This is a genomic window from Lewinella cohaerens DSM 23179, from assembly GCF_000379805.1.
Lineage (GTDB): Bacteria > Bacteroidota > Bacteroidia > Chitinophagales > Saprospiraceae > Lewinella > Lewinella cohaerens.
Window position 1 is genome coordinate 61,040 of record NZ_KB903576.1, and the last position, 22,384, is coordinate 83,423.

Here is a 22,384-nt window from a genome sequence, read left to right on the forward strand (position 1 = left end):
GCCGAACACTAAAAAAACTAAACATGTCCAATACCCAAAATATAGCCCTCGACACAGGCACTTATGATATCATCCGCGGACGATTGGAGCAGCAGGCCGATGCCTTGCGCCAGCGTTTAGCACAATTGAACGAAGAACGTAAGACGGTTTTTGGGGCCATCGAGACGACTTTGGTGGCGAATGACCGTATTCACACCAGCAACTACTGTACGGCACGCGATGTTGTAGCCATCGGCGACCATTGTATTTTTGGGTACAACGTACACGTTGGCTTACGTTCGGGTATCAAGCTTTCTGATGTATTTAGTGGTTATCGTTTTACAGAACAAAGCTTCAAAGAAGAAGAACTGAGTATTCTGAAGGATGAGAAATTCCTGACGGATTTTCAAAACCTGTACCGTTACTACAAGGATGCTTTCTTCGCGCGGTTTTCTCGCCGAGGGCAGTATTTGTATATGGTGTTTCATCTTAACGAGGGCACAACGGACTTCAAAACATTCAAGTGGTTGGTCACAGATGAAGGGTTACGTTATGTGGATAACCGTTCTGACCATGAAGTGAAGTTTCCGGAGCAGTATGAGTTTCGCTGGCGTTTAGCAACCCGCGACGATCAGCGGCAAGGTAAGCACCCACACGTATCTATCATGGACCGTGTGTTTGTAGAAACAGTGGGTGGTGATTTGACCATCAAGGTAGAAGACAATACTAGCGATGGACGTGGTATCTACGCAGAGCCAGTAGAATACCCTGACCAAACCCTCGATGATGCGGAGTTCTCCTACGCAGATCTGGGCAACCTCATTGCATTACGTATTCGCCCATATCAGGAAGAAGACCGCTATTTCGTTTTCAACGAAAAGATTCAAAAAGTAGAACGCGTCGATGCGCTCGCCAAGTCGGGTATCCTTTTACCAGAAAGCCAAGGCCTGATCTTTGCTAACGGTTACTACCTCCAGACGGGAGAACATAAGCTCTTTGAGCAGGTCACCCAAGGTTTGGTATTTAAAAAAAGAATCAGCTCCGGTAATGGAGAAGATTACCTCTTTGTTTTTTACGATAACCTGCATGGTACTTACGTGCTTTTGCCTTACAATATCATCAGTCAGTCGATAACAACGCCCATTATTTGTAATGGCTTTACGTTATTTCCAGGCGGGGAACTGTGCTATTTTAAGGCCGAAGAAGAAGCCACGAAGCATCACGTTATGCAGATTTGGCAAACGCCTTTCGTCGCTGATGTGCAGGCAAAGACGGGCAACCAGGATAGTTTCCTGTTTAAAGTAGGTAACAAAGACATCGTTCGTGCGATGGCCGAGTGTCAGGAAGTCCTTACCCTTTGTGGGAAGGAAGATTCTTACGCTAACCTTTACGATGATTTGTCCAAGCGGGTAACCGATGTACTGGACGCCTACTACTGGATTGATGATCCAAAAGTATTTCAGCTGGCCGAAGGCCTGCGGCCCATCCGCGAAACGGCCCAAGCGGCTATTGAAGAGTTTGAAAAGAAAGTACGTACCCAGCGGCAAACCAACAATGAGTTGGAAGCTGTGGCGAAACGTGCCGAAAAGTTGTTTGACCGTATCCGTCGGGAACGCTTTGACAGCATCGAGCTTTTTGTAGAACAATTAGCGGCCCTGCGCCAGCTGCGAGGGGATATTCTTGGCCTAAAGGAACTGCCTTTTACCAATGAAGAACTGATTGTAGAACTTCAGGCGGAAGCTCAGAAAAACAACGAAAAGCTGGCCGAAACCTGTGTAGAGTTCCTGTTGTTACCGGAGGCTTTACAGCCTTATGAGGCACAAATTATTGAGCAGGCGTCTCTTGTTGGTGATCTGAAGACGGCCAAAGCGGCCAGTGAGTTGGAAGAGAGCTTTGATGAAATCGGTGGACAGTTAGAGTTGCTGGTGGAGATGGTCAGCAATTTGAAGATTGCAGATGCGACCCAGACAACCCGCATCATCGACACCATTTCAGCCTTGTTTACCCAGCTTAATCAGCACAAAGCAGCGATCAAAAAGCGAGCACAACAGTTTCGTACCCAAGAGTCGGCAGCGGAATTTGGTGCGCAACTGAAGCTGCTGGACCAGAGTTTGATCAATTATCTCGACCTCGCAGATACACCTGCACGTTGTGATGAGTTCCTGACCAAACTGATGGTGCAACTTGAAGAACTAGACAGCAAGTTTGCCGAAGTGGAAGCCTTCACGCTTGAACTGACCGAAAAGCGGGAAGAGGTCTATGCGGCTCTGGAGAATCGTAAAAACAGTTTGGTTGAAGCCAGAAACAATCGGACGACAGCCTTGGCAAAAGCTGCGGAGCGCATTTTTACGGGCGTACAGAAACGTACGGAGGCCTTTAAGGAATTGGCGGATATCAATAGCTTTTTTGCTGCAGATTTGATGGTGGATAAAGTGCGGGACATCATCCAGCAACTTTATGCACTGGACGATAGCAACAAGGCTGACCGTATTCAGACCCAATTGAAGAGCTTGCAGGAAGATGCTGTAAGGGGCTTGCGTGATCGCCAGGAATTGTTTGTAGGTGGAGAGAACGTTATCAAATTGGGCCGCCATCGCTTCTCTGTAAACAGTCAGCCTTTGGAGTTGACGGTCGTCAATGAAGGAGACGAATTGCTTTACCACTTGACAGGCACCAATTTCTATCTGCCTATTGAAGATGAAGTGCTAAATGGCAACAAAACCTACTGGCAGCAACGTCTCATTTCAGAGGACAAGCAAGTATACCGGGGCGAGTACCTGGCCTTCTCTTTATTGCCAACAGCGTTAAAAGAGGGGTGGGGTGCTGAATATGAGGTGATCTTGCCAAAAATACAGGAAGCGGCGGCTGGTCGCTATCAAGAAGGTTATACCAAAGGCATCCATGATGAAGATGCGGCGAGGATACTGAGTACACTGCTAGGAATGCAAAGTACGATTGGTTTACTGGCATTTACGCCTAGTGAGCGCGCGCTTGCGCTGGTTTGGTGGATGCAATTTGCACAGAATGACCGTAAGGCAGAGCTAGAGCAGCAACTGGAAAGTGCTGGTACTATCTTGAAAGTATTCCCATCGACAAAAGAGTTTGCTTACCTGAAGGAAGATTTAGTAACGGAGTTAGAGCAGTTTTTGACCGCTCATAAATTATTCCCAACGTATTTAACCAAGCGTGCGGCTGCTTATCTCTTCAGTGAGTTAACGAATGGAGGTTCGATTTCCGTGAGTCAGACGGCCGGGCAGTTGTGGGAAGATTTACAGGCATTCCTGAAAAAAGAGAAGTCATTGACGAAATTTAAAGAGTCTTTGAAGTTGTTGTCTTCTCACCCTCGCGAGCAATTTTTGCTAGCTAGAAAGTGGGCACATGCTTACTTGGAGATGCAAAACCAGGAAGAACTGTGGGCTTATCAGGAAGAATTGGCGGGACTAATGTTGTATGGTGAATTGCTAACCACTACGCTAGTTGATGCACCATTGCTGGTACAGGTCGCCGAGATGCGTGGCGATCATGCGTTGATCGTTGATGGAGGTTACACCTTGGCTTACCATACGTTTATGGATAAAATGGAAGCTTATGTCAATACCAGTGTTCCTGGTTTCGTAGCCTTCACCCAGCGTAAACGCGCCCTAGCGGAAAGCTTCCGCGAGGATATGCAGTTGGAAGAGTTCGAGCCCAAAGTGCTCAGTTCCTTTGTGCGGAATCGCTTGATTGATCAGGTCTACTTGCCGATTTTTGGTGACAACCTGGCCAAACAAATTGGAGCAGTAGGCGAACAAACCCGTACCGATAGGATGGGCCTTTTACTCCTGATTTCGCCGCCGGGATACGGTAAGACAACGCTGATGGAATACATTGCCAACCGCCTCGGCCTCATTTTCGTAAAAGTCAATGGACCGGCAATTGGACATAATGTAGTCTCGCTGGCACCCAAAGACGCCCCTTCAATGGGCGCTGCGAAAGAGTTGGAGAAGCTCAATTTGGCACTGGAAATGGGTGATAATATTATGCTGTATATTGATGATATTCAGCATTGTAATCCAGAATTTCTACAAAAATTCATCTCGTTATGTGATGCACAACGTAAAATAGAAGGCGTCTATCAAGGGCGGTCTAAAACTTACGATCTACGCGGACGTCGCGTGGCGGTAGTGATGGCTGGTAACCCTTATACCGAAAGTGGTGACCGCTTCCAGATACCGGATATGTTGGCCAACCGTGCGGACATTTATAACCTTGGAGACATCATCGGTGATTCAGCGAAAGCATTTAAGCTCAGTTACTTGGAAAACAGCCTGACTTCCAATCCAACTTTGGCACCTTTAGCCATGAAGGCGCGCAAAGATTTGTATACCATGATCGAGGGCGTAGAAACTGCTCGCCTCGAAGATTTACAGCTGGAAGGCAGCTACAGCGGTGAAGAATTGAAATCCTACATCAATGTACTTACCAAGCTGTTGTATGTACGTGATGTGGTACTGAGGGTCAATAAAGCCTATATCCACTCGGCAGGAATGTCGGATGCCTATCGTACGGAACCTGCTTTCAAACTGCAGGGGTCGTACCGGAATATGAATAAATTGGCGGAAAAGGTATCACCTATCATGAATGACAAAGAGTTGAATACCCTTCTCTTGGCGCATTATGAAGGCGAGGTACAAACCCTGACCTCGGATGCAGAAGGAAACCTGCTAAAGTTGAAAGAATTGCTAGGTTTACAAACCAAAAAGGAAGCAGCACGATGGGAGGAAATTAAGCAGACTTTCAACAAGAACAAGCTCTTTGCCAGCGAAGATGGTACGGATCGGATGGCGCAAATTTTGGCACAACTAGATGATTTCAATAGTGGTCTCCGAGGTATCAAGCAAGCCTTGAATGGAGATGCAAAGTAGTTGGTTATTTAAACCACCAAAGGCACCTAAGTATTGCGCAGAAAATAAAACGCGATTTTATACAAGTTTTTCAAATAGTTAAAACACTTAAAATGAATCGCTTATTCAACTATTGTGAAAAACAACCACGTAGTAGACGCGGAGCGACCACGAAGTAGCGGCGTTAGCCAAATCGCGTTTTGTTTTCGTGCTGTTCCTAAGGCCAGATCTATGAATTTGGCTTTAGGTGGTTCTTTATTAAAAAACTTTAGTGTCTTTGGTGGTTCAGAAATATGCCTGCCTATTATTGTCTGTTGATATTTATGGAATACCCCAAACCTACCGACCAGCTGCGGTTTTCAGAGGTGTTGGTTTCCGTCATATCTAGAAAACCATGGTAGTAATCGGCAGATAGTTGAAGGCTACCGAACCCGAGTTGGTAAGCAAATCCAAGACCTGCTTGGGCACCGAAATCGAAGCGATTGAGCGTGTTTTCTTGCTCGAAGTCGAGTTCTTGCCGTTCGCGGCCACCATCTAAAGAAGACAGAAAGAGGACATCTCGATGGCCACTCACAAGGTAACTTAATCCAGCACCTGCCTGTCCAAATAGAGAAAAGCGATTCGCCAATGGAATATTCGCTTTGATGAGCAATGGCAATTGGAGGTAATTGGCGTAGATGGTCGCATCTCGTACAAGAAAAGGATTGCTACCCACAAAGCCTGGTTCGCAAGCAGCCCCTCGACGGAGGTAGCCAGGTGCGAGACCTACGCTAATAGCAGGAGATACCGGATAAAAAGCTTCCATTGATACGCCGTAATGATCAATTCGTTGATCAAAGCCGTCGATTGCGATTTCGTCGCCGTAGTTTTGCCAAGCTTCACCCGTTTGCACTTTGAGGCCAAGGCTGAGTTGTGCGAATAAGCCACTGCTGAGGATCAGGGAAAGGAAAAATAGAAAGGAATACTTCATGATTTTGATTTTTTGGAGTATTGGGCAAGACGGTTGTTTTTTTAGAAATGGTTGGGTGAGTTGAATTCTGTTAACTTTATGCACCACATTATGCCATTTTGCAGCGTTATTCCATCAAATGAATCCACAACTAGCACAAACAAGCAGTTTTCGTTCCCGTTCCTGGCGGTTGATCCTGCGGGTAGCCGTCTTTTGGTACTTCGTGGCTTTGGCCAAGACCATCTATGATTATTACCTGTTAAAAAACAACGGAGGAGAGGTTTTTGAGTTTATGAATTGGTTGATTGGCAGTTGGGTCGCTTGCACGATTGGCTTGTTATTACTAGGTCCTTTTATCGTCTATCTTTTGTACCGTACGCTGAGGGCAGCTCCTTATTGGAAGGTGCTGAGTTACCTGTTAGGAGGCTTTACGCTGATTGCTCTAGTCGCGGATATGGTGGCTATGCCTGTAATTTACGCGCTGGATAATGATGTGGTCGTGTATGGTAGAGATAGTCTTGCTTACGCTTTTGGTTATCTACAGACTCCTAATTTTCTTGCTGTCTACTTCTTTTGGTTGCTGGTGACTGTCGTGACGGTCATTGTTATTTTAGTCAATGAAAAGTATGGCCCAGGGATGTTTGGTAAGCTGCTTATGGGGCAGTATTACAGCCCAAAACGAGAGGAACGTGTCTTCATGTTTTTGGATATGAAATCGTCAACGACCATCGCAGAGCAGATAGGAGAAGAAAACTATTTTAATCTACTAAAGGACTGTTTTGCAGATATGACAGGCCCGATTCTCGATAATTCAGGAGAAATTTATCAATATGTAGGAGATGAAGTGATTGTCTGCTGGCCAATGAAAGTAGGCGTAGAGCAGGCCCGCTGTGTGAGAACCTTTTTTGGAATAAAACGACAACTACAGCGACGGAAAGCGTATTACGAAGAAAATTACGGTGTGCTACCATCTTTCAAAGCAGGTTTCCATTTTGGCCAAGTGATGGCTGGAGAAATTGGTATCATCAAACGCGACATCACCTACTCTGGAGATGTACTCAACACTGCAGCTCGCATCCAGTCGAAATGCAACGACCTCGGCGTCGACCACCTTATTTCGGGTCCACTTTGGGATAAGATCGCCGGTGAATTCCCCGAAGGAGGCGAACAGGTTTCAGACCAAATAGCACTGAGAGGACGGCAGGAACGGATAGATTTGTATCGGGCGCTTTGAGGGGAGGGGCACAACACCCTCAAGTGGGAGGGCCCTCCCAGCTGTCCGGACCGCCGGAACACCCTCTCACCATTCTGGTGAATGGGCACGCGAATATACCTGCTCTCGTAGTCGAGAACAGCCAAGCAATGCGAAAAAAAAACTCTGAATGCCTTTCGGACGAAAGAAAGGGTAGTGACCTTCGATTTTCAGTAAAGTCGTCAACTTTGCTGGTTTGCAAATATAGGAATTAAAAGCCAATAATAAAATTTTTATTTTAAACAATCGTAAAAACATTTTTTTTGTTGGCTAAAAGGCGTGTCAAATTCTTTTGAACGGAAAATGTCAGAGAAAACTTAACTTTAGGGATGAGGAAATATTTGTAGCAAGATGTGTAGATTATTTTCTACGAACACCTAAGTCCTCACCTCAAAGAAAAAACAATGACCTTACCCCTCCGGATACTCTTATTTTACGTCAATCATCTCAAGCCGAAAGTAGACTTAAATGAAGTTCCTCCTGCCAAAATGCGGGAGATGAACCGAAAGGAACTGCAAAAAATCGGAGCAATTATCGATGCACCTCCGTGCAAAATGAAAAGGGTAGAAGAAGGCGCTTTTACCGCCAGAGATGGTGCTAGCATCAGTTATCGCTATTACCAACCCTTAGAAACAGGCACGGAAGGAAAATCCATCCTTTTCTTCCACGGTGGTGGTTTTGTGACGCGCGACCTGGATTCTCACGATAAGGCTTGCCGCCGACTAGCCCAAGAGAACCGGATGCCCGTTTTTTCGATTGCTTACCGACTAGCACCTGAGCATAAGTTCCCGATACCCGTGCATGACTGTCATGATGCTTTTAAGTGGTTGGTCGGTGCTGCTGCCGATTTGGGGTTGAATCCCGAACTTATTACCGTGATGGGCGACAGCGCCGGGGGCAACCTGGCCACGGTAGTATGCCTATTGAGTAAACAGGAAGGCGGAATCACACCTTGGCGCCAAGTGCTCATTTACCCGACTGCAGATGCTCGCCTGTGTTATCCCTCTATAGATAGCCTGGGTAAAGGCTATTTTTTGACCCGCGAATTGATGGAGTGGTTTGTCATGCATTATCAAAGCACTGAGGATGATATTATAGATCCGTTGATGTCGCCCTTACTGGCAGAGGATGTGAGCGGACTACCTCCGGCTTACATTTGCACTGCTGATTTGGACCCCTTGCGGGATGAAGGGAAGGCTTACGCCGAAAAAATGGCAGCCGCTGGCGTGGAAGTGGAGTTTCATAATTTTCAGGGTGTTGTTCATGGTTTTCTGAATATGCGCCGCTTGTGCCGACGGCAGAACAGCGCTATGCATGCGGATATTGTGTCGTTTTTAAGCCGGTAAGTAAAGTATTGAGATTGTTTTTTCACGCGCGAAGGCATAGAAGAGCAAGAAACTCTTACTGCGCATGTTAGTTTCTGAACTATCCCGATCTTGAGTTAAAAACATGCTGTCGTCGGGATATGTCCAGCTGATCTCTCTGTTTGCACCCCAAAATGCAGTTGAAATACTGTTGTTATTGTACCAACTCTAAATAAAATAGAATTACATAAAATGAGCAAATGGGTTCTTTTTACAGGAGTAATAATCCTCTCTACTAATCACCTTTTAGGAGATATAGGGCACTTTGATATCTACAAGATAATATGGCAAGAAAGAGTATGTTTTATAACGCTAGCAAGCCCTGGGTTACTTAAAGACAATGATCTGTGCTACTATGATAGGAGTGGGAATTATCGAATGGAAGTAAATGACTACATCGATAAACAATTGAAAAATAATGTTAAAGTCTTCATGTACACAGATATTGAGAAGATTTTGGTAGATAGCCTTAGAAGAAGCGATGGTACTTTTGCCGAACTAGCATCTCCAATATATGTATTGAAAGGCTGGTCTCCAATGGTTGCTGATAGTATTAGAGGACAATATGAATTAATAAGTGCTAGTAAAGGACACACCTTCGGGACAGAATCATCCCAGACAGTCACTGAAGAAGACAATAAATGGATACACAAAAGGACTATGAAGAATATCTTTTCTGTAGGCAATGGAGAATGTACGTATAACTTCTATAGCTCAGACATAGAACCTGGAAGTAGGCCTGCAGTAAACCTTAAAAACGAATTACAAGGATTGATGCCCAAAGGAGACGATGGACTAGACCTTGAACTCAATACGGAGCGGGAAAAACAATTTAGACGAAGGGTTGAGGAATTGGTTAAGGAGAAGATATTCATGCTTGGTGGATGCTCTTGTTAACTGAAAGAGAGTGTTCACTGAAATTCTAAACGACCATGTTTAACCCTAGCCCATAGTATACTGCTGTAGTAGGAAGAACTCAGATTAGAACTAATAAGCGCTTACGTAAATACCTTCCCCTTTCATTTCAAACTTCCGACTTTGAGAAGAGTTGATCGTAACCCTTACACTTTTCCATCTCTTACACCTTTACACTTTCCCATATCTTAACAGCTCCCCCTTCAGCCAGCGATAGTAGCGGTATGCGCGGAGCCTTTGGCGAGCACATAGGAGTGGATAGCGCGGTGCCGCCCAAGGAAGCATCCGTTTAATCAGTCCTTTGCCAGGGCGGCAGGCTGCCAAATAAATATCGCAAAGCTTGAATAAAAGGTGCTCATTATCGGTAAACAGGCTTCATCATCACTTTGGGATAAATTGAAATCCTGGTACCTCGTACAAAGTACCTAATACCGAAAACCTACCCCACCTCACCACGCGCATACCACCACCACTGTATAATCCCACGAAAGACCATGAAGCCCAACAAACTGAGCCACAAGCCGTGATTGTCCTGATGCTGTGCGTAGCAATAATAGAGGAGGAGGTAGCCCGCAAAAGCCAGTAACATGGTATTGCGCATGGCCTTGGAGGCAGTGAGCCCAACGTAGACGCCGTCCCAGATATAGCAAGGTGTACCCAGTAGCGGGAAGATGACCATCCACGGTAGATAGGGGAGGGCAGCACTGACAATTTCTTCCTTATCGGTGAATACATATAAAAGGGAGTCCCCGGCTCCGCCGTAAATCAGTGCATAAATGGCTGCCAGCACCATGCCCCAAAGAAAGCTGAGCCGGATAGCATGTTGCGTCTTTTGGGGCTTGGCCGCTCCGTAGTATTTACCCACCAGGCTTTCCGCCGCGAAAGCAAAGCCATCTACCCCGTAAGACATCCAGTTGACGTATTGTAGCAAGATGACGTTGGTGGCCAACACCAGCTCTCCCAAACCAGTAGACTGCCGATAGAAGAAAGCGAAAGCCAGGGTAAGGCACAGCGTACGCAAGAAGATATCACTGTTGATGCGCAGAAAATGGCTGAGGGCCTCCCACTGCAGCAAGGCCTGGTATTTTACGGTAGTTCGCACCCAGGGATATTTGTACAACAATAAGCCCAACCCGGCAAAAAGGCCGGTGTATTGTGCAACGACGGTACCCCAGGCAACGCCACTTATACCCCATCCCCAATAGTGTACCAGCCAGTAGCTGACCAACATATTGGTGGCATTGATGAGAATAGTGAGCAGCAGCGGATAGATGGCATTTTGCATACCAAAGTACCAGCCCATAAGCGCGTACATACCCAAAGCGGCGGGCGCTGCCCAGATGCGCACCTGAAAGTAAGTGCCCACCAGTGATTGTTGATCGGTAGCTACCTGTAGTAAGCTTTGGGCCGCATCGAGGAGCGGTATCTGGATGATCATCAAGAGCAAGGCCAGACTGATGGCCACGATGGCGGCCTGGCCCAGCACGGTGCTCATGGCGGCCTGATCTTTGCGGCCAAAGGCCTGGGCAGTCATACCGGTAGAGCCCATGCGCAGGAAACCAAAATTCCAGTAAACAAAGTTGAAGATCATACTACCCAGCCCTACGGCCCCGAGGTGGTCGGCACTCATGCGGCCCATCAGCGCCGTATCAAACGAACTGAGGAGTGGTACCGAGATGTTGCTCAAAATATTAGGGATGGCCAGGCGTAAAATTTCTTTATTCATGGCCACAAGCTAAGGAGTATGCGTAAAAATAAGCTACTAATTGCTTAAATTGGATACAATATGTAGGCACAATAGACTTATTGTGCTGTTTTTAACCACCCTAAACTTGAAAATATTATGGGAAACAAAACGAACTGGCTGGCTATTATCGCCGCCGCTGTAGTAGGCATGGGCCTTGGGTTTTTATTTTATGGTGCCTTATTTCAGGATATCTGGATGGCAGGAAACGGCCTAGCCCAGGGAGAAACAGAAATGGAAATGCTGCGCTACGGCGAGAAGGTAGAAGTTACCGCACTGCCGATGATCATCAACACCATAGCGATGTTCATTTATGCCCTGATCATGAATTGGTTGATAGGAAAAACCAGTATGACCAGCTGGGCGGGTGGTGCTACCTTGGGCGCAGGAGTAGGCTTCATCGTATTCCTGAACACCTATGTAAGTAACCGATTTGCAGCTAATCCTACCTCTTTGTCAATGGTAGACGGCGGATACGCTTTTCTGCTTTTCATCGCCATGGGGGCGATCATTGGTGGCTGGCGAAAGTCTTAATTTTACGCTAAGAGGTATTTGGTACTGAGTACTTGGTGTGTTGAAAAAGAGGTAATCAAATTTCTAATACGATGTGCTCAGTACCATCCTTTACAAAGTCGTATCCCTCAAATTTCAGATATAAAATTTTCAACCATCAACCATCAACCATCTAACCACCCCTACCGCTTAACATTAGCTTCATAAAGCTCAATCCATTCCTGCATGGTCATTTTTTGCACCAATGCTGTAATCAGGTCGTATGGAATTTCTTCCACCTTCTTAAACCGGATGCAGCTTTTTCCCATGTCCAGTTTACGCTTGTTATGCTTCGGGTATTCGGTCACAAACCACTCCATGAGTGCCGGGTTGGCGTAGATGCCCATGTGGTAAAGCGCAATGAAGTTCTTTTGTGAAGCAATATTCATAAAAGGCAGCGGTAGCTTGGTATCGCAATGATATCCGGCAGGGTAGGCCGAATGCGGCACCACATAGCCAATCATCCCATAATTCATGGCTTCTTCAAAACCAGCAGGAATGTTGTCGTTGATAATTGCGCGGAGCTTCTGCATCGGCGCTTGGCGCTCTTCAGGCAGTTGTTCGATATAATTATCGGGGGAGGTAGCTTCTATCTTCATCTTTTGTTATGTGAGTGTATAAAAACAAATTGGCGCACCTTATTTTAGCTCGAATACTATGTACCTTTGTTTGCTCCAAAAATAATAAATAATGCGCCAACATATTGCACGTATAGCTTTGGTCGTAGCTGATTACGACGATGCCATCGCTTTTTATACTCAAAAGTTGAAGTTTGAGCTTATAGAAGATACCCCGCTGACACCCGAAAAACGCTGGGTCGTGGTGGCTCCTCCCGGAGGGAAAGAGTGTGCTTTGTTATTGGCTAGGGCTACCAACGAAGAGCAGCGAAAATCCATAGGCAACCAAACCGGCGGCAGGGTTTTCCTGTTCCTCTACACCGACGATTTCTGGCGAGATTTCGAAAACATGAAATCCGAAGGCATCGAATTTGTCCGCCCCCCAGTGAAAGAACCTTACGGCACTGTAGCCGTTTTCAAAGACTTATACGGCAACCTTTGGGATTTTATTGAGCCAATTGCATAGGTCTTTTGGGGGCCATGCCATTCTCCCGTCCCGACTAGAAAAGTCGGGACGGGATCGGCACCAGGCTATCCACTGCTCCGCTCCATAGGGTCGGGTTTTAAACCCGACCCTATGGAGCGGAGCAGTTACTATCCTCGCACCTTTGTCCTTGGTCGCTCCGCGCCCCGGGCTCCAGGCCTTGCCTTGCGCCCCGATATGATCCTTGCGTACCTATCAGTGCAGAACTGCGAGGTACTTATATGTCCTTTTATGAACTTATATGGTTCAAAAAACACCTAATCTAATAAGAAGAATACTTGGATGTCTTCCTATAGTAATACCAATAAACCGACTATCATAAACCCAATAAACACAACAACCGTAATCAAAAGACTAAACAGATAGATGAGGATAGTATTGCCGAAAGATCGCCACCAGGAAAACTGGAAAAGGGATTGAAAAAAATAAGTGGTATAAACCAAATAAAGGAGGGCCATTAACCAAGAATTCACGTCAGTAGATATCCAGGCCGTTGGAAGCAGCAGCGTGCTGGCAAAGGTCAAGAACCCATAAAGGAATGCATTGATGACCAGGTGCTCGCCAAAATTGAGCCGGTATTTTCGGAAGAGTATCTTCGTAAAAATAGCAGCCAATGGCACGGTAATTAGCAGAAGTAGATTGGCATACTCTTTAAAAATACTGATCAAGTTTTTGGTCAATGCTTGTTTTTCTGGATCGATTGCATCGTCTTGATTACCTGCTAACCCATTCTCAAAACCAGCAAAAAAGCCACTGTCAGGGAAAAAGGTGAAGGAAATAAATAAATAGATGGGGATCGTTACGACCAGAAATTTCATAGGCTCAATAAAGCCACTGCGGTTCGTAAATAAGTACCTGCGCATGGCTGCACCCGGATTTTTGATCAATTCCCAAACGGTATAAAAAATCCCTCGCTCCAGATTGAGAATTGATAGCAGGGAAGCACCAATGGTTTTAGTGCTTATTCGTTTGATTTGCGGATCGGGAAAATTTTTAGGGAGAGAGCCAGGCATAATGTCAAGTTTATTTTTTGCCGTTAGAGAAGTCTATTTGGACGGTATCTTCTATTTTGAGGCCAAGGAGGCTGGCTCCTCGATCCATGTTGATGGCTATTTCCAGCAGATCAGCAGAATTGAAACGACACAAAATTTCTCCAACAGGAACATCATGAAAAGAAGTTGAAAGTTCCGTGATAGGGGAGTGGCGCTTGAAATAAAGCTCAAAAGATCTATCGCGACCAATATTTTCCATCAATTGCCGGTCGATGTTAAGGATAGCGTTATCAAATTGATCAATATAGACCACTGATCCACGAATATGGTTGGGGCCAGTAACGGGCTGCAAGGTAATTCGTTCAAGCCACTGGTCTACTGCACTTCCCATCCCGCCAGCGGGGAAATCCTGAGCAAGGTGCCCTACGGCTTTGCCAAAAATATCGGCGAGTGGGAAACGACTAAAGGAAATGTCTTCGGTATCTAACTGAAAGATGTTGGCGGGCTGCTCCTGAAAGATCAGAGAAAACAAACCATTGTCTGGCCCAACAAAATGATGCCCTTGGTGAGAGAATACCAAAAAAGGCCGGTCTGGTTGATCAAAATCGTTGATGCTGAGTAAATGGATGGTTCCCGCAGGAAATGCCTGCCAGGCATGTCGAAAGAGGAAGGCCCCTTCAACAATGTTATAATTGGCGACCGCATTGCTAATATCAACGATACGCGCATTAGGGGTATGCTGTAAAATAGTACCCTTGATCAGCGCTAGGTGATAATCTCGCCAACCAAAATCAGAAGTGATCGTAACAATAGGGGGTGTCCTTTCCAAATTACTATGCTCTTTGCGGTAAAGATAATGATTTTGGAAAATTTTATATCCATTCTTCCTTCTGCAACGTTGTTCTTATTGCGAATGATTACTTTTGAGGAAAATAGAACCCTCCTAAAATATAAAAAACGTACCACCAAATATGGACGCCATTAAGATTCTCTGGGCGGATGACGAGATCGATCTGCTTAAACCCCAGTTACTTTTTCTCGAAAAGAAAGGCTATGATGTAACAACCGTTACCAATGGCCACGATGCCCTCGAAGAAATAGAGGAAAGTAACGATTTTGATGTCGTTTTTCTGGACGAAAGTATGCCCGGCATTACAGGACTGGAAACGCTAGCAAAAATCAAGGAAATCAGGCCCAATATTCCTGTGGTGATGATTACTAAGAATGAGGCAGAAACAGTCATGGAAGAAGCCATAGGTAGCCAAATCAATGACTACCTTATCAAGCCTGTAAACCCGCACCAGATATTATTAACATTGAAGAAGTTGATGGAAAGTCAGAGCCTTTTTCGAGAGAAAACGAGCTCCGATTACCAGCAAGAATTTCGTCAGATTTTGATGGAAATCAACAGTAATCTCAATTACAAAGAATGGATAGATATCTATAAGCGGATCGTTAATTGGGAGATCAAAATTGATGAAAGTAACTCTACTGCAATGGGGGATATCCTCTCGATGCAGAAAAATGAGGCCAATAATGCCTTCTCAAAGTTCATTGTAAAAAACTATCTCAGCTGGCTTAAAAATGGTGATGGTCCTATTATGAGTGACCGCCTGCTTAGAGAAAAGGTGTTGCCACAACTGGAAGAAGGTACACCAACTGTAATGTTGTTACTTGATAATCTTCGCTACGACCAGTGGAAAGTGTTAGAGCCTATTTTTAATGAAGAGTTTCGAGTAATAGAAGAAGAGTTTTTCTGTAGTATTTTGCCTACAACTACGCAGTATAGTCGCAATGCCATCTTTGCCGGTATGTTGCCAGCGGATATTGAACGCCACTACAAGAAATGGTGGAAAAATGACGTAGAGGAAGGCGGCAAGAATAACCACGAAGAAGACTTGTTGCAGGCACAAGTAAAGCGCTTGGTACGGCGGGATATTAAAGTTGGCTACACCAAAATTACCAACATCAGCAAAGCCAAGCAACTGGAAGACAGTATTCTTGATTACATGCACAACGATCTTACGGTGATCGTTTACAACTTCATAGATATGCTCTCCCACGCTCGCACGGAAATGGAAGTGCTCAAGGAGTTGGCAAGCGATGAAAAAGCTTATCGCTCTCTGACGGTCTCCTGGTTCAAAAATTCTCCATTGTGGTCTGCATTACGGAGAATTGTAGAAAAAGGAGATGTCAAGCTAATTGTGACCACCGATCATGGTACCATCCGTGTTAATACCCCATCCAAGGTGGTGGGTGATCGTGACACAACGACCAATTTGCGCTATAAAGTGGGCAAGAACCTCAATTACGATAAGAAGGATGTCCTTGAAATTCGCGATCCACTAGAGGCTGGCCTTCCACGCCCCAATGTGAGTTCTACCTTCATTTTTGCAAAAGAAGACAAGTACTTCCTGTACCCTAATAATTATAATTACTACAATAATTATTTCCGAGATACCTTCCAGCATGGAGGTATTAGCTTGGAAGAGATGATCTGCCCGGTTATTCTTTTAAGGAAACGGTAATCATCCTGAATATGAGTCATCCCGGGTTTTGATGATCATCAAAACCCGGGATGACTCTGTTCATCACTTCTTAAAACCAATAGCGTTTGCCTTTGTCCTATTTTCAAAATCTATTTTATTGATGTTGAATATTTCGGCTAAGGTCATGGCTTTCTTGCCTGTCTCATGGCCAAGCGTAGTGAGTAAGGCATTGGTTTTGTCCGTCGTCAATGCTTTGAATTCATAATAAGCAATCATACGTCCCTTTCGCAGCAGGGCCTTGTCTACCTTATCAATACTGGTATTGAATGTGCAGATGATTTTGATATTGAGAAAATCACTAAACAGGCCATCCGTAAGCTGAAGAATCGTTGATACCACCGAATTTTCACTATTACTGTCCCGAGAAATGATCACCTTTTCTGCATCTTCAATGACGAGGATTGAATTCTTATTGGTAATCAAAAAGGAAACGAAATTGGGCTGAAGCAATTCACTAACAAAGTCGTTAGGAATAAAAATGAAGTTGCGTTTGCCTTGCTTACTCAAAAGATGCTTGATGTAAGACGTTTTGCCCGTGCCTGGCGCTCCGTGCAGCAAAATGAGCCCTGAACTATCGACTTTCAAGGATTCTTCTATGACGCCATGAATAGGGATGAAGTCGTCGTTATAGTGGGCATTAACATCGAGTGTTATTTCGCTGATCTTAATGTCCTCCGTATAATAATCAAAACCACTTTTAGACAAGACCTTAAAGACGGCTGTTTTCTTTTGGCTGAATTTATCTTTGATTCCTTGCAGATAAGCCCTGATCCAGGTTTCCAGCGCTTGGTCCAAGTGATTGTAAAGGGTTTCTATAAACAGCCTTTCATAATCGAGTGATATCCAGATACAAAAATCGTTACTGCTGCTTTTAAAGAAATAATGACGAGGAAAATCTCCTTTTTCAGCGATTTCTTCAGCGTCTTGGTTTTTCCAGATTTTAAAAACGAGGTCCAGCTTGTGGTCAGAAGCTAATAATTGATCAAGGAGTGTATTCATGTGCTCCTCCTTGTCTTCCAATTGTAATTCCAAATAGTGTTTGGAAGGAAGACAGTCATAGGTCTGAACAAAATAGTTTTCTCTTAAGAAATTGCCGTGCGCGTTGTAATTGTTAAGCAGTTCGTTCATTGGGTAGGTAATTGGAGATCGGCATGTATTCTAATGTAAGTCGATCTTTTATCAAGGCTTAGCGTATCAAATCATTTGGAGAACGGGTGAAATTACACAATAGTTCCCAAATCAATTTTTAGCAAGTTGGGCTAAGCAAACAAGCGCTCTTCCCCAATAAAGGAAAAGAACGCTTGTTCGTTTAAAAACTTTTGTGCAACCCTATCTTATCAGTGTCACATCGCCACGGTAAGTCAGCACAACACCATCGAGGAACTCTATTTCGATCATGTAAACGTATACCCCTGGAGGCATGGTTTCTCCATTTTTGCTACCGTCCCAAAGCCTTGTGCCATTGAGGCAGGCCGGATCTAGTAGTGTCCCTTCATACAAGAGACCACCCCATCGGTCGAACAGGCGGGCAGATGTAATGGTCTTTACGCCAAGGCAGGCAAAAACGGCAAAATCATCATTGCGGCCATCACCATTAGGGCTGAAAATGTTAGGGATGTAGACATTGCGGTTGGCGTCCAGTTCTACAAACACAGTCTCCGAAGCAGTACATCCATTTTCATTGATAACAGTAAGGGAGTATTCCAAACTCTGCTCAGGGAAGATGAATGGATTACGAATGGTATCAGAACTCAGGTAGTCGGCTGGTGTCCATTGGTAGGTATAATTACCCCCAGGTGTGATCGTCGGCAATAACTGAGCGGTACTGTCTCCTAATTCTACCACGATTGGAGAAGGCAGGATAATTTGAATTTGTCCTGGCGAAGCAATCGTCACGTCAAGCTCTTCGGTACAGCCATTAATGTCTTCAACAGTAACGACGTGGTCACCTGCAAAAACAGTAGCTGGCTGAATAACAGGGAAACTTAACCCGTTGTTATCAACCATAAAGGTGTATTCCTCAAACGGGTTATTGGCACCACCAAATACAGTGTCAATAACGATAAAAGTAGGGTCGCCAAAACATAATGGTGGTTCAATCGGCTCAAGCGAGAAAACCAATGGGTCAGGTTCACCAATGGTGAAGCTAAGATCATCCATACAGTTCTTAAAGTCGGTTACCGTTACGGTATAAGTACCAGCTGCAAGATTTGCATTGATAGCACCAACGGCATTGTTGCTCCAAAGAAACTGGTAAGGATTGGCAGGGCTAATGTTGCCCCCGGTAGCATTGACTGCAATTACACCGTCCGTATCGCCAGCACAGGTCACTTGGTCGGTAGTAGTCACTTGGTCGATAGCCAGGGTAAGTGGAGCAGGTTCGTCAACAACGACCGTTTGGGTAAACGTACAGTTGTTAGCGTCTGTGATCACCGCTGTATAAGGACCAGCACTTAGATTGTTAATGTTATCCGTCGTTTCACTCGTTTCTACCCAGAAGTAATCATAAGGCCCTGTTCCTCCAGTAGGAGCAATCGTGATCGTACCATCAGCATCTCCGTTACAGCTCACCGGTTCGATGTCTGTTGCCACAACGATAGGCGCAGGTGCGTCGATGGTGAGATCAAAATTATTACCACAAAGGCCACTGATGACATTGAGCGTTTGAGGCCCTTCACATAATTGAAGTGCAGTAGAGGTAATCCCTCCAGAAGTCATTTCGCCAGATGCCCAAGTGAAAATGAAGTCGCCGGTGGTTCCGTCAGAAAAGCTTGCCGTGGCTGTTGCCATTNCATCACAAGTATTATCGTCAGGACAACTGGTATCTGTTACGTTTGAGAAACTCACCTCAATCATTGGAGGATCTTCTACTGTGATCACAAATTGTTCACTGCTACAACCGTTTGCATCGAAAATTACCAAGGTATAATCATCCGCAACCAATGAGGTAATTGGGTTGTTGGTGGTAGGCATACCCAAATGCGCCCAACTGTAGGAGTAAGGCGGTGTTCCTCCGCTGGCAAAAACAGAAATTTGACCATTGGCATCACCAGGACAAACGGGGCGTCGAACTTGTACAGAATCTAATAAAATAGGGTCTGGGGAAGTGACCAGGGCGGTATCAATGGTCACACAAGCATTGTCAGCCGTAATGGTTACAATATATTCACCAGGAGACAGGTTGCCAATAGCAGGTCCCATTTGGCCTGTATTCCACACAATCGACTGAATGGCTGTCCCCGGAGCAGGAGTAACCTGAACAATGAGGTTTCCGTCTTGATCGTCGGCACAAGTGACAGAATTATCAAGTAAGCTGGTAATGATAGGAGGGTCTGGAGCAGAAACCATCTGGCTTATTTGTGTAGTACACAAATTTGCATCCGTCACATCAATCGTATAATTGCCCGCCGGGAGGTTCGTTGCAACGGAATCCGTCAGCATAGCATCATGCGACCAGCTATAGGTATAAGGTGCAGTACCTCCACTAACTCCCAACGTTATACTACCGTCATTTCCTACGATACAGGTTTCGTTGGTGAAATTAAGAACTTGTGCATCCAGGGCCAACGGTTCGGTAACCGTAAATGTATCAATCACCTGACAACCAGCAGCACTAGCGTCGGTCATCGTCACAGCGTAGGCACCTGCGCCCAATCCGGTAATTTCACTTGTTGTGGGCGTATTACTTGCCGCAGGTGCATTCATACTCCATACAAAAGAGTAAGGGGTATCTGCAGGAGCGCCAGTAGTATTACCACTTACTAGAATTGAGCCAGTAACGTCGCCATTACACTGTACATCCGTTACATTTTCGTTTAATGACAATACTTTAACAGCACCAACAGTATAGCATTCTTCTGTAAAGCAACCATTATCATCGGTTACAGTTACACAGTATTGCCCGGGGTTTAGGTTGATGATAGTCGTTGTCGAAGCTTGAATATTGAGCCCCGTGCTCCAGTTGAAGGTATAGTTGCCGCTAGCGGTAGTACCTCCGGAGGCTGAAATCGTAATTTCACCATCTTGTCCACCGGTACAACTGGCATCAGTGATAAAGGTATTGGCATCTAGTACACGTAGTGCAGGCGGCTGACCAAGAGGAATCAACGCAATTTCTTGACAACCTGCAGGGTCGGTGATAGTGATTCCATAAGAACCGGCTCTGATATTGTCAATGTAGAAGGTGTTTCCAGGGTTGGTTACCCCGTTGGGGACACTCCAGTTAAAGGTGTATTCTGGTCCTGGGTTAGTAATAGGAAGACCGTCTGAAGTAGGTAGAAAGGCTAGCGAACCATCGCTTAAACCAAAGCAAGTAGGAACAGTATCTCTAATGGTAATTCCTAATACCGGGCCAGCAACGACCTCAATCGTATCCACCACCATTTGACTAGGGACAGTAGCATCTGTAATGGTTACTTGGTAATTGCCTGCAGCAAGGTTACTAACGGTCGCAAAACTACCATCAGTAGGGATGACAACAGGAGCACTGTTAGGGCCACTAATAGGTACGGTATTCCAAGTAAATTGGTAAGGCGCAAGCCCTTGGTCTACGGTAACAGTGAAACTACCATCATCAAAGGAAGGACAGGTAAGACTATCTTGTGTTAATAAAACAAAGAATGGATTGTCAGTTACCAGAGCTTTACCATTATCAGGTATCAATTGAATAGTCTGACTATTATTGTCAATGACTTCAAATGCTACAGGATTCTCAGTGATGTCTAATGCGGAACAATCTCCTAACTGGCCGATAACATCAAAGCATATTTCGAAAAATATAGCATCATCCGGGAGCGTGACACCAGCAAAAGTATTATCTGACCACGAAAAAGTCATTACTCCTGGAGCAATAGCATTAGGGGCGGGGAAGTTTTGCCACCCAAAATTACCAGCGTTCAAGTCAGGAACCATTGGGTTGAAGCCCTGTACACCAGAAATACTCAGGATGGTAGGATCCCAGTTTACAGAAAACTGTGCCGAGATGAGGTCAACGAAGTTGCCTACTGTCAAGGGCACACATTCATTGGTGCCAGGAAGTAGGTTGGTGAGGGGAAGCCCAAAGCTTACCGCATCACAAGCGGCTATGGCTGGAGTGATAGCTGAGCCACCACAACTTTTTCCATCTTCTACTTCAATGACATAGGTGCCAGGCCCTGGTACGGTAAAGCTAACCAAGTCATCGTGATCAAATGGTCCGCCAATGATAGAACCTGTTACGGAAGGATCATCCTGACGGTAAACGATAATACTTGGATAATCAGAGTTGTCTAGCTCGGATAGACCACCCTGAACCCGGAAGGTTCCTTGACAGCCCGCAAGCGATAGTTCGCTGATTGTTATTTCGTTGAGGTAAGCAACAGCAAATGATTGATCTGAACGTAAATTAACACAATCACCCACCGGAGTACCTTCGTATTCAGCTAAAGAACCGAGGAATAAAGCGTCGAAAGTTATGGGCGCAAAGTGATAAATCGCTGGATCACCTCCATTGAAGGTAGTTTGCAGGTTACCATCATTGAAGAAAGGCACATCGCCACTCAATGTATTCCCGGTATAGACGTAGAAACCGTAGGTCGCATTTCCATCATCTAAGGTACAAGGATCATTTTTGATGGCAGCAGTATCCGGCCCCGTAGTCGTGGGTAGACAATTGAAAAAGGCATAGCCGATACCTCCTGGTGTAAGCATGTTGGGATCACCACTGAGGTCTTGATCATCGCTGTGATCAATGAATAGGGTATCTCCTAAACACAGGAAAATGGTATCAGGCGTAATATCATTGGTCTGACCAATGAGAGGCCCAAAAGAATTAATAGTACCGGCATCGGAGGTACACATTCGGGCTTCTCCGACGGGTAAAGTCCTGGTAAGTACTACTTGATCGGGAGTTTGTGCCTGTACCGTTAGTACGGCAAAAATAAGGATGACTAAACTAGTAAGGATCCTGTTCATGGTTCCGTTTTGAATTTTTTCTTTGCAGATGGCTGCCAGAGGTAAAAAAGAGATAAATGTGACGAAGTATCTCTGCTCAACAGATACGGTTTGTTTGGCTTATGCTGCCCGAAAAAGCCGTAATTAGGGCTTATGGCGGGCATATGACAAGT

14 protein-coding genes are annotated in these 22,384 nt (G+C 45.2%); 7 read left to right on the plus strand and 7 right to left on the minus strand.

What is annotated here, in order from left to right; all coding sequences use genetic code 11:
* Window positions 1-23: 23 nt before the first annotated feature.
* Entirely contained in the window at window positions 24-4,883 is a 4,860-nt protein-coding gene (locus tag A3EU_RS0123455; RefSeq protein ID WP_020538637.1) for a DNA repair ATPase, read from the plus strand.
* A 283-nt stretch (window positions 4,884-5,166) separates the two neighbouring features.
* On the opposite strand, the gene A3EU_RS0123460 is transcribed toward A3EU_RS0123455, so the two are convergent.
* Window positions 5,167-5,832 (minus strand): outer membrane beta-barrel protein, encoded by a 666-nt coding sequence (locus A3EU_RS0123460; protein ID WP_020538638.1) that lies wholly within the window; start codon window positions 5,830-5,832, stop codon window positions 5,167-5,169.
* A gap of 118 nt (window positions 5,833-5,950) precedes the next feature.
* Between A3EU_RS0123460 and A3EU_RS33230 the strand changes: the two genes are divergently transcribed.
* The 3 genes from A3EU_RS33230 to A3EU_RS0123480 all read left to right on the plus strand — a co-directional run bounded on the left by A3EU_RS33230 (window position 5,951) and on the right by A3EU_RS0123480 (window position 9,324).
* Window positions 5,951-7,045: an adenylate/guanylate cyclase domain-containing protein gene (locus A3EU_RS33230; RefSeq protein ID WP_052331331.1), complete on the plus strand. Its 1,095-nt coding sequence runs from the start codon at window positions 5,951-5,953 to the stop codon at window positions 7,043-7,045.
* 422 nt (window positions 7,046-7,467) lie between these two features.
* The gene (locus tag A3EU_RS31590) at window positions 7,468-8,409 is read left to right on the plus strand and encodes an alpha/beta hydrolase (RefSeq protein WP_020538641.1); all 942 of its coding nucleotides are present in this window, start codon (window positions 7,468-7,470) and stop codon (window positions 8,407-8,409) included.
* 210 nt (window positions 8,410-8,619) lie between these two features.
* A complete protein-coding gene (locus A3EU_RS0123480; RefSeq protein WP_020538642.1) occupies window positions 8,620-9,324 on the plus strand; it encodes a hypothetical protein in 705 nt (234 codons plus the stop codon).
* A gap of 457 nt (window positions 9,325-9,781) precedes the next feature.
* On the opposite strand, the gene A3EU_RS0123485 is transcribed toward A3EU_RS0123480, so the two are convergent.
* Window positions 9,782-11,068, minus strand: coding sequence for an MATE family efflux transporter (locus A3EU_RS0123485; RefSeq protein WP_044086543.1), 1,287 nt, complete (start codon window positions 11,066-11,068; stop codon window positions 9,782-9,784).
* A 117-nt stretch (window positions 11,069-11,185) separates the two neighbouring features.
* On the opposite strand from A3EU_RS0123485, the gene A3EU_RS0123490 reads away from it, so the two are divergent.
* On the plus strand, window positions 11,186-11,620 hold the full coding sequence (locus A3EU_RS0123490) for a DUF1761 domain-containing protein (RefSeq protein ID WP_020538644.1): 435 nt from the start codon (window positions 11,186-11,188) through the stop codon (window positions 11,618-11,620).
* Between the two features lie 161 nt (window positions 11,621-11,781).
* Here the strand turns inward: A3EU_RS0123490 and A3EU_RS0123495 are convergent, their stop codons facing one another.
* Window positions 11,782-12,237: a DUF1801 domain-containing protein gene (locus A3EU_RS0123495; RefSeq protein ID WP_020538645.1), complete on the minus strand. Its 456-nt coding sequence runs from the start codon at window positions 12,235-12,237 to the stop codon at window positions 11,782-11,784.
* 91 nt (window positions 12,238-12,328) lie between these two features.
* Here A3EU_RS0123495 and A3EU_RS0123500 point away from each other — a divergent pair, with 91 nt between their 5' ends.
* Window positions 12,329-12,721 (plus strand): VOC family protein, encoded by a 393-nt coding sequence (locus A3EU_RS0123500; protein WP_020538646.1) that lies wholly within the window; start codon window positions 12,329-12,331, stop codon window positions 12,719-12,721.
* Window positions 12,722-13,029: 308 nt separating this feature from the next.
* Here A3EU_RS0123500 and A3EU_RS0123505 read toward each other — a convergent pair whose 3' ends face one another.
* Together A3EU_RS0123505 and A3EU_RS0123510 are read right to left on the minus strand one after the other, a co-directional pair.
* The gene (locus A3EU_RS0123505) at window positions 13,030-13,752 is read right to left on the minus strand and encodes a DUF3667 domain-containing protein (RefSeq protein ID WP_020538647.1); all 723 of its coding nucleotides are present in this window, start codon (window positions 13,750-13,752) and stop codon (window positions 13,030-13,032) included.
* 10 nt (window positions 13,753-13,762) lie between these two features.
* On the minus strand, window positions 13,763-14,560 hold the full coding sequence (locus tag A3EU_RS0123510; RefSeq protein WP_020538648.1) for an SAM hydrolase/SAM-dependent halogenase family protein: 798 nt from the start codon (window positions 14,558-14,560) through the stop codon (window positions 13,763-13,765).
* A 142-nt stretch (window positions 14,561-14,702) separates the two neighbouring features.
* Between A3EU_RS0123510 and porX the strand changes: the two genes are divergently transcribed.
* A complete protein-coding gene (gene porX / locus A3EU_RS0123515) occupies window positions 14,703-16,259 on the plus strand; it encodes a T9SS response regulator signal transducer PorX (RefSeq protein WP_020538649.1) in 1,557 nt (518 codons plus the stop codon).
* Window positions 16,260-16,322: 63 nt separating this feature from the next.
* On the opposite strand, the gene A3EU_RS31595 is transcribed toward porX, so the two are convergent.
* Window positions 16,323-17,408, minus strand: a complete 1,086-nt coding sequence (locus tag A3EU_RS31595) for an AAA family ATPase (protein ID WP_020538650.1) — start codon at window positions 17,406-17,408, stop codon at window positions 16,323-16,325.
* Between the two features lie 201 nt (window positions 17,409-17,609).
* Window positions 17,610-22,232, minus strand: coding sequence for a T9SS type B sorting domain-containing protein (locus tag A3EU_RS0123525; RefSeq protein WP_020538651.1), 4,623 nt, complete (start codon window positions 22,230-22,232; stop codon window positions 17,610-17,612).
* Between the last annotated feature and the right edge of the window lie 152 nt (window positions 22,233-22,384).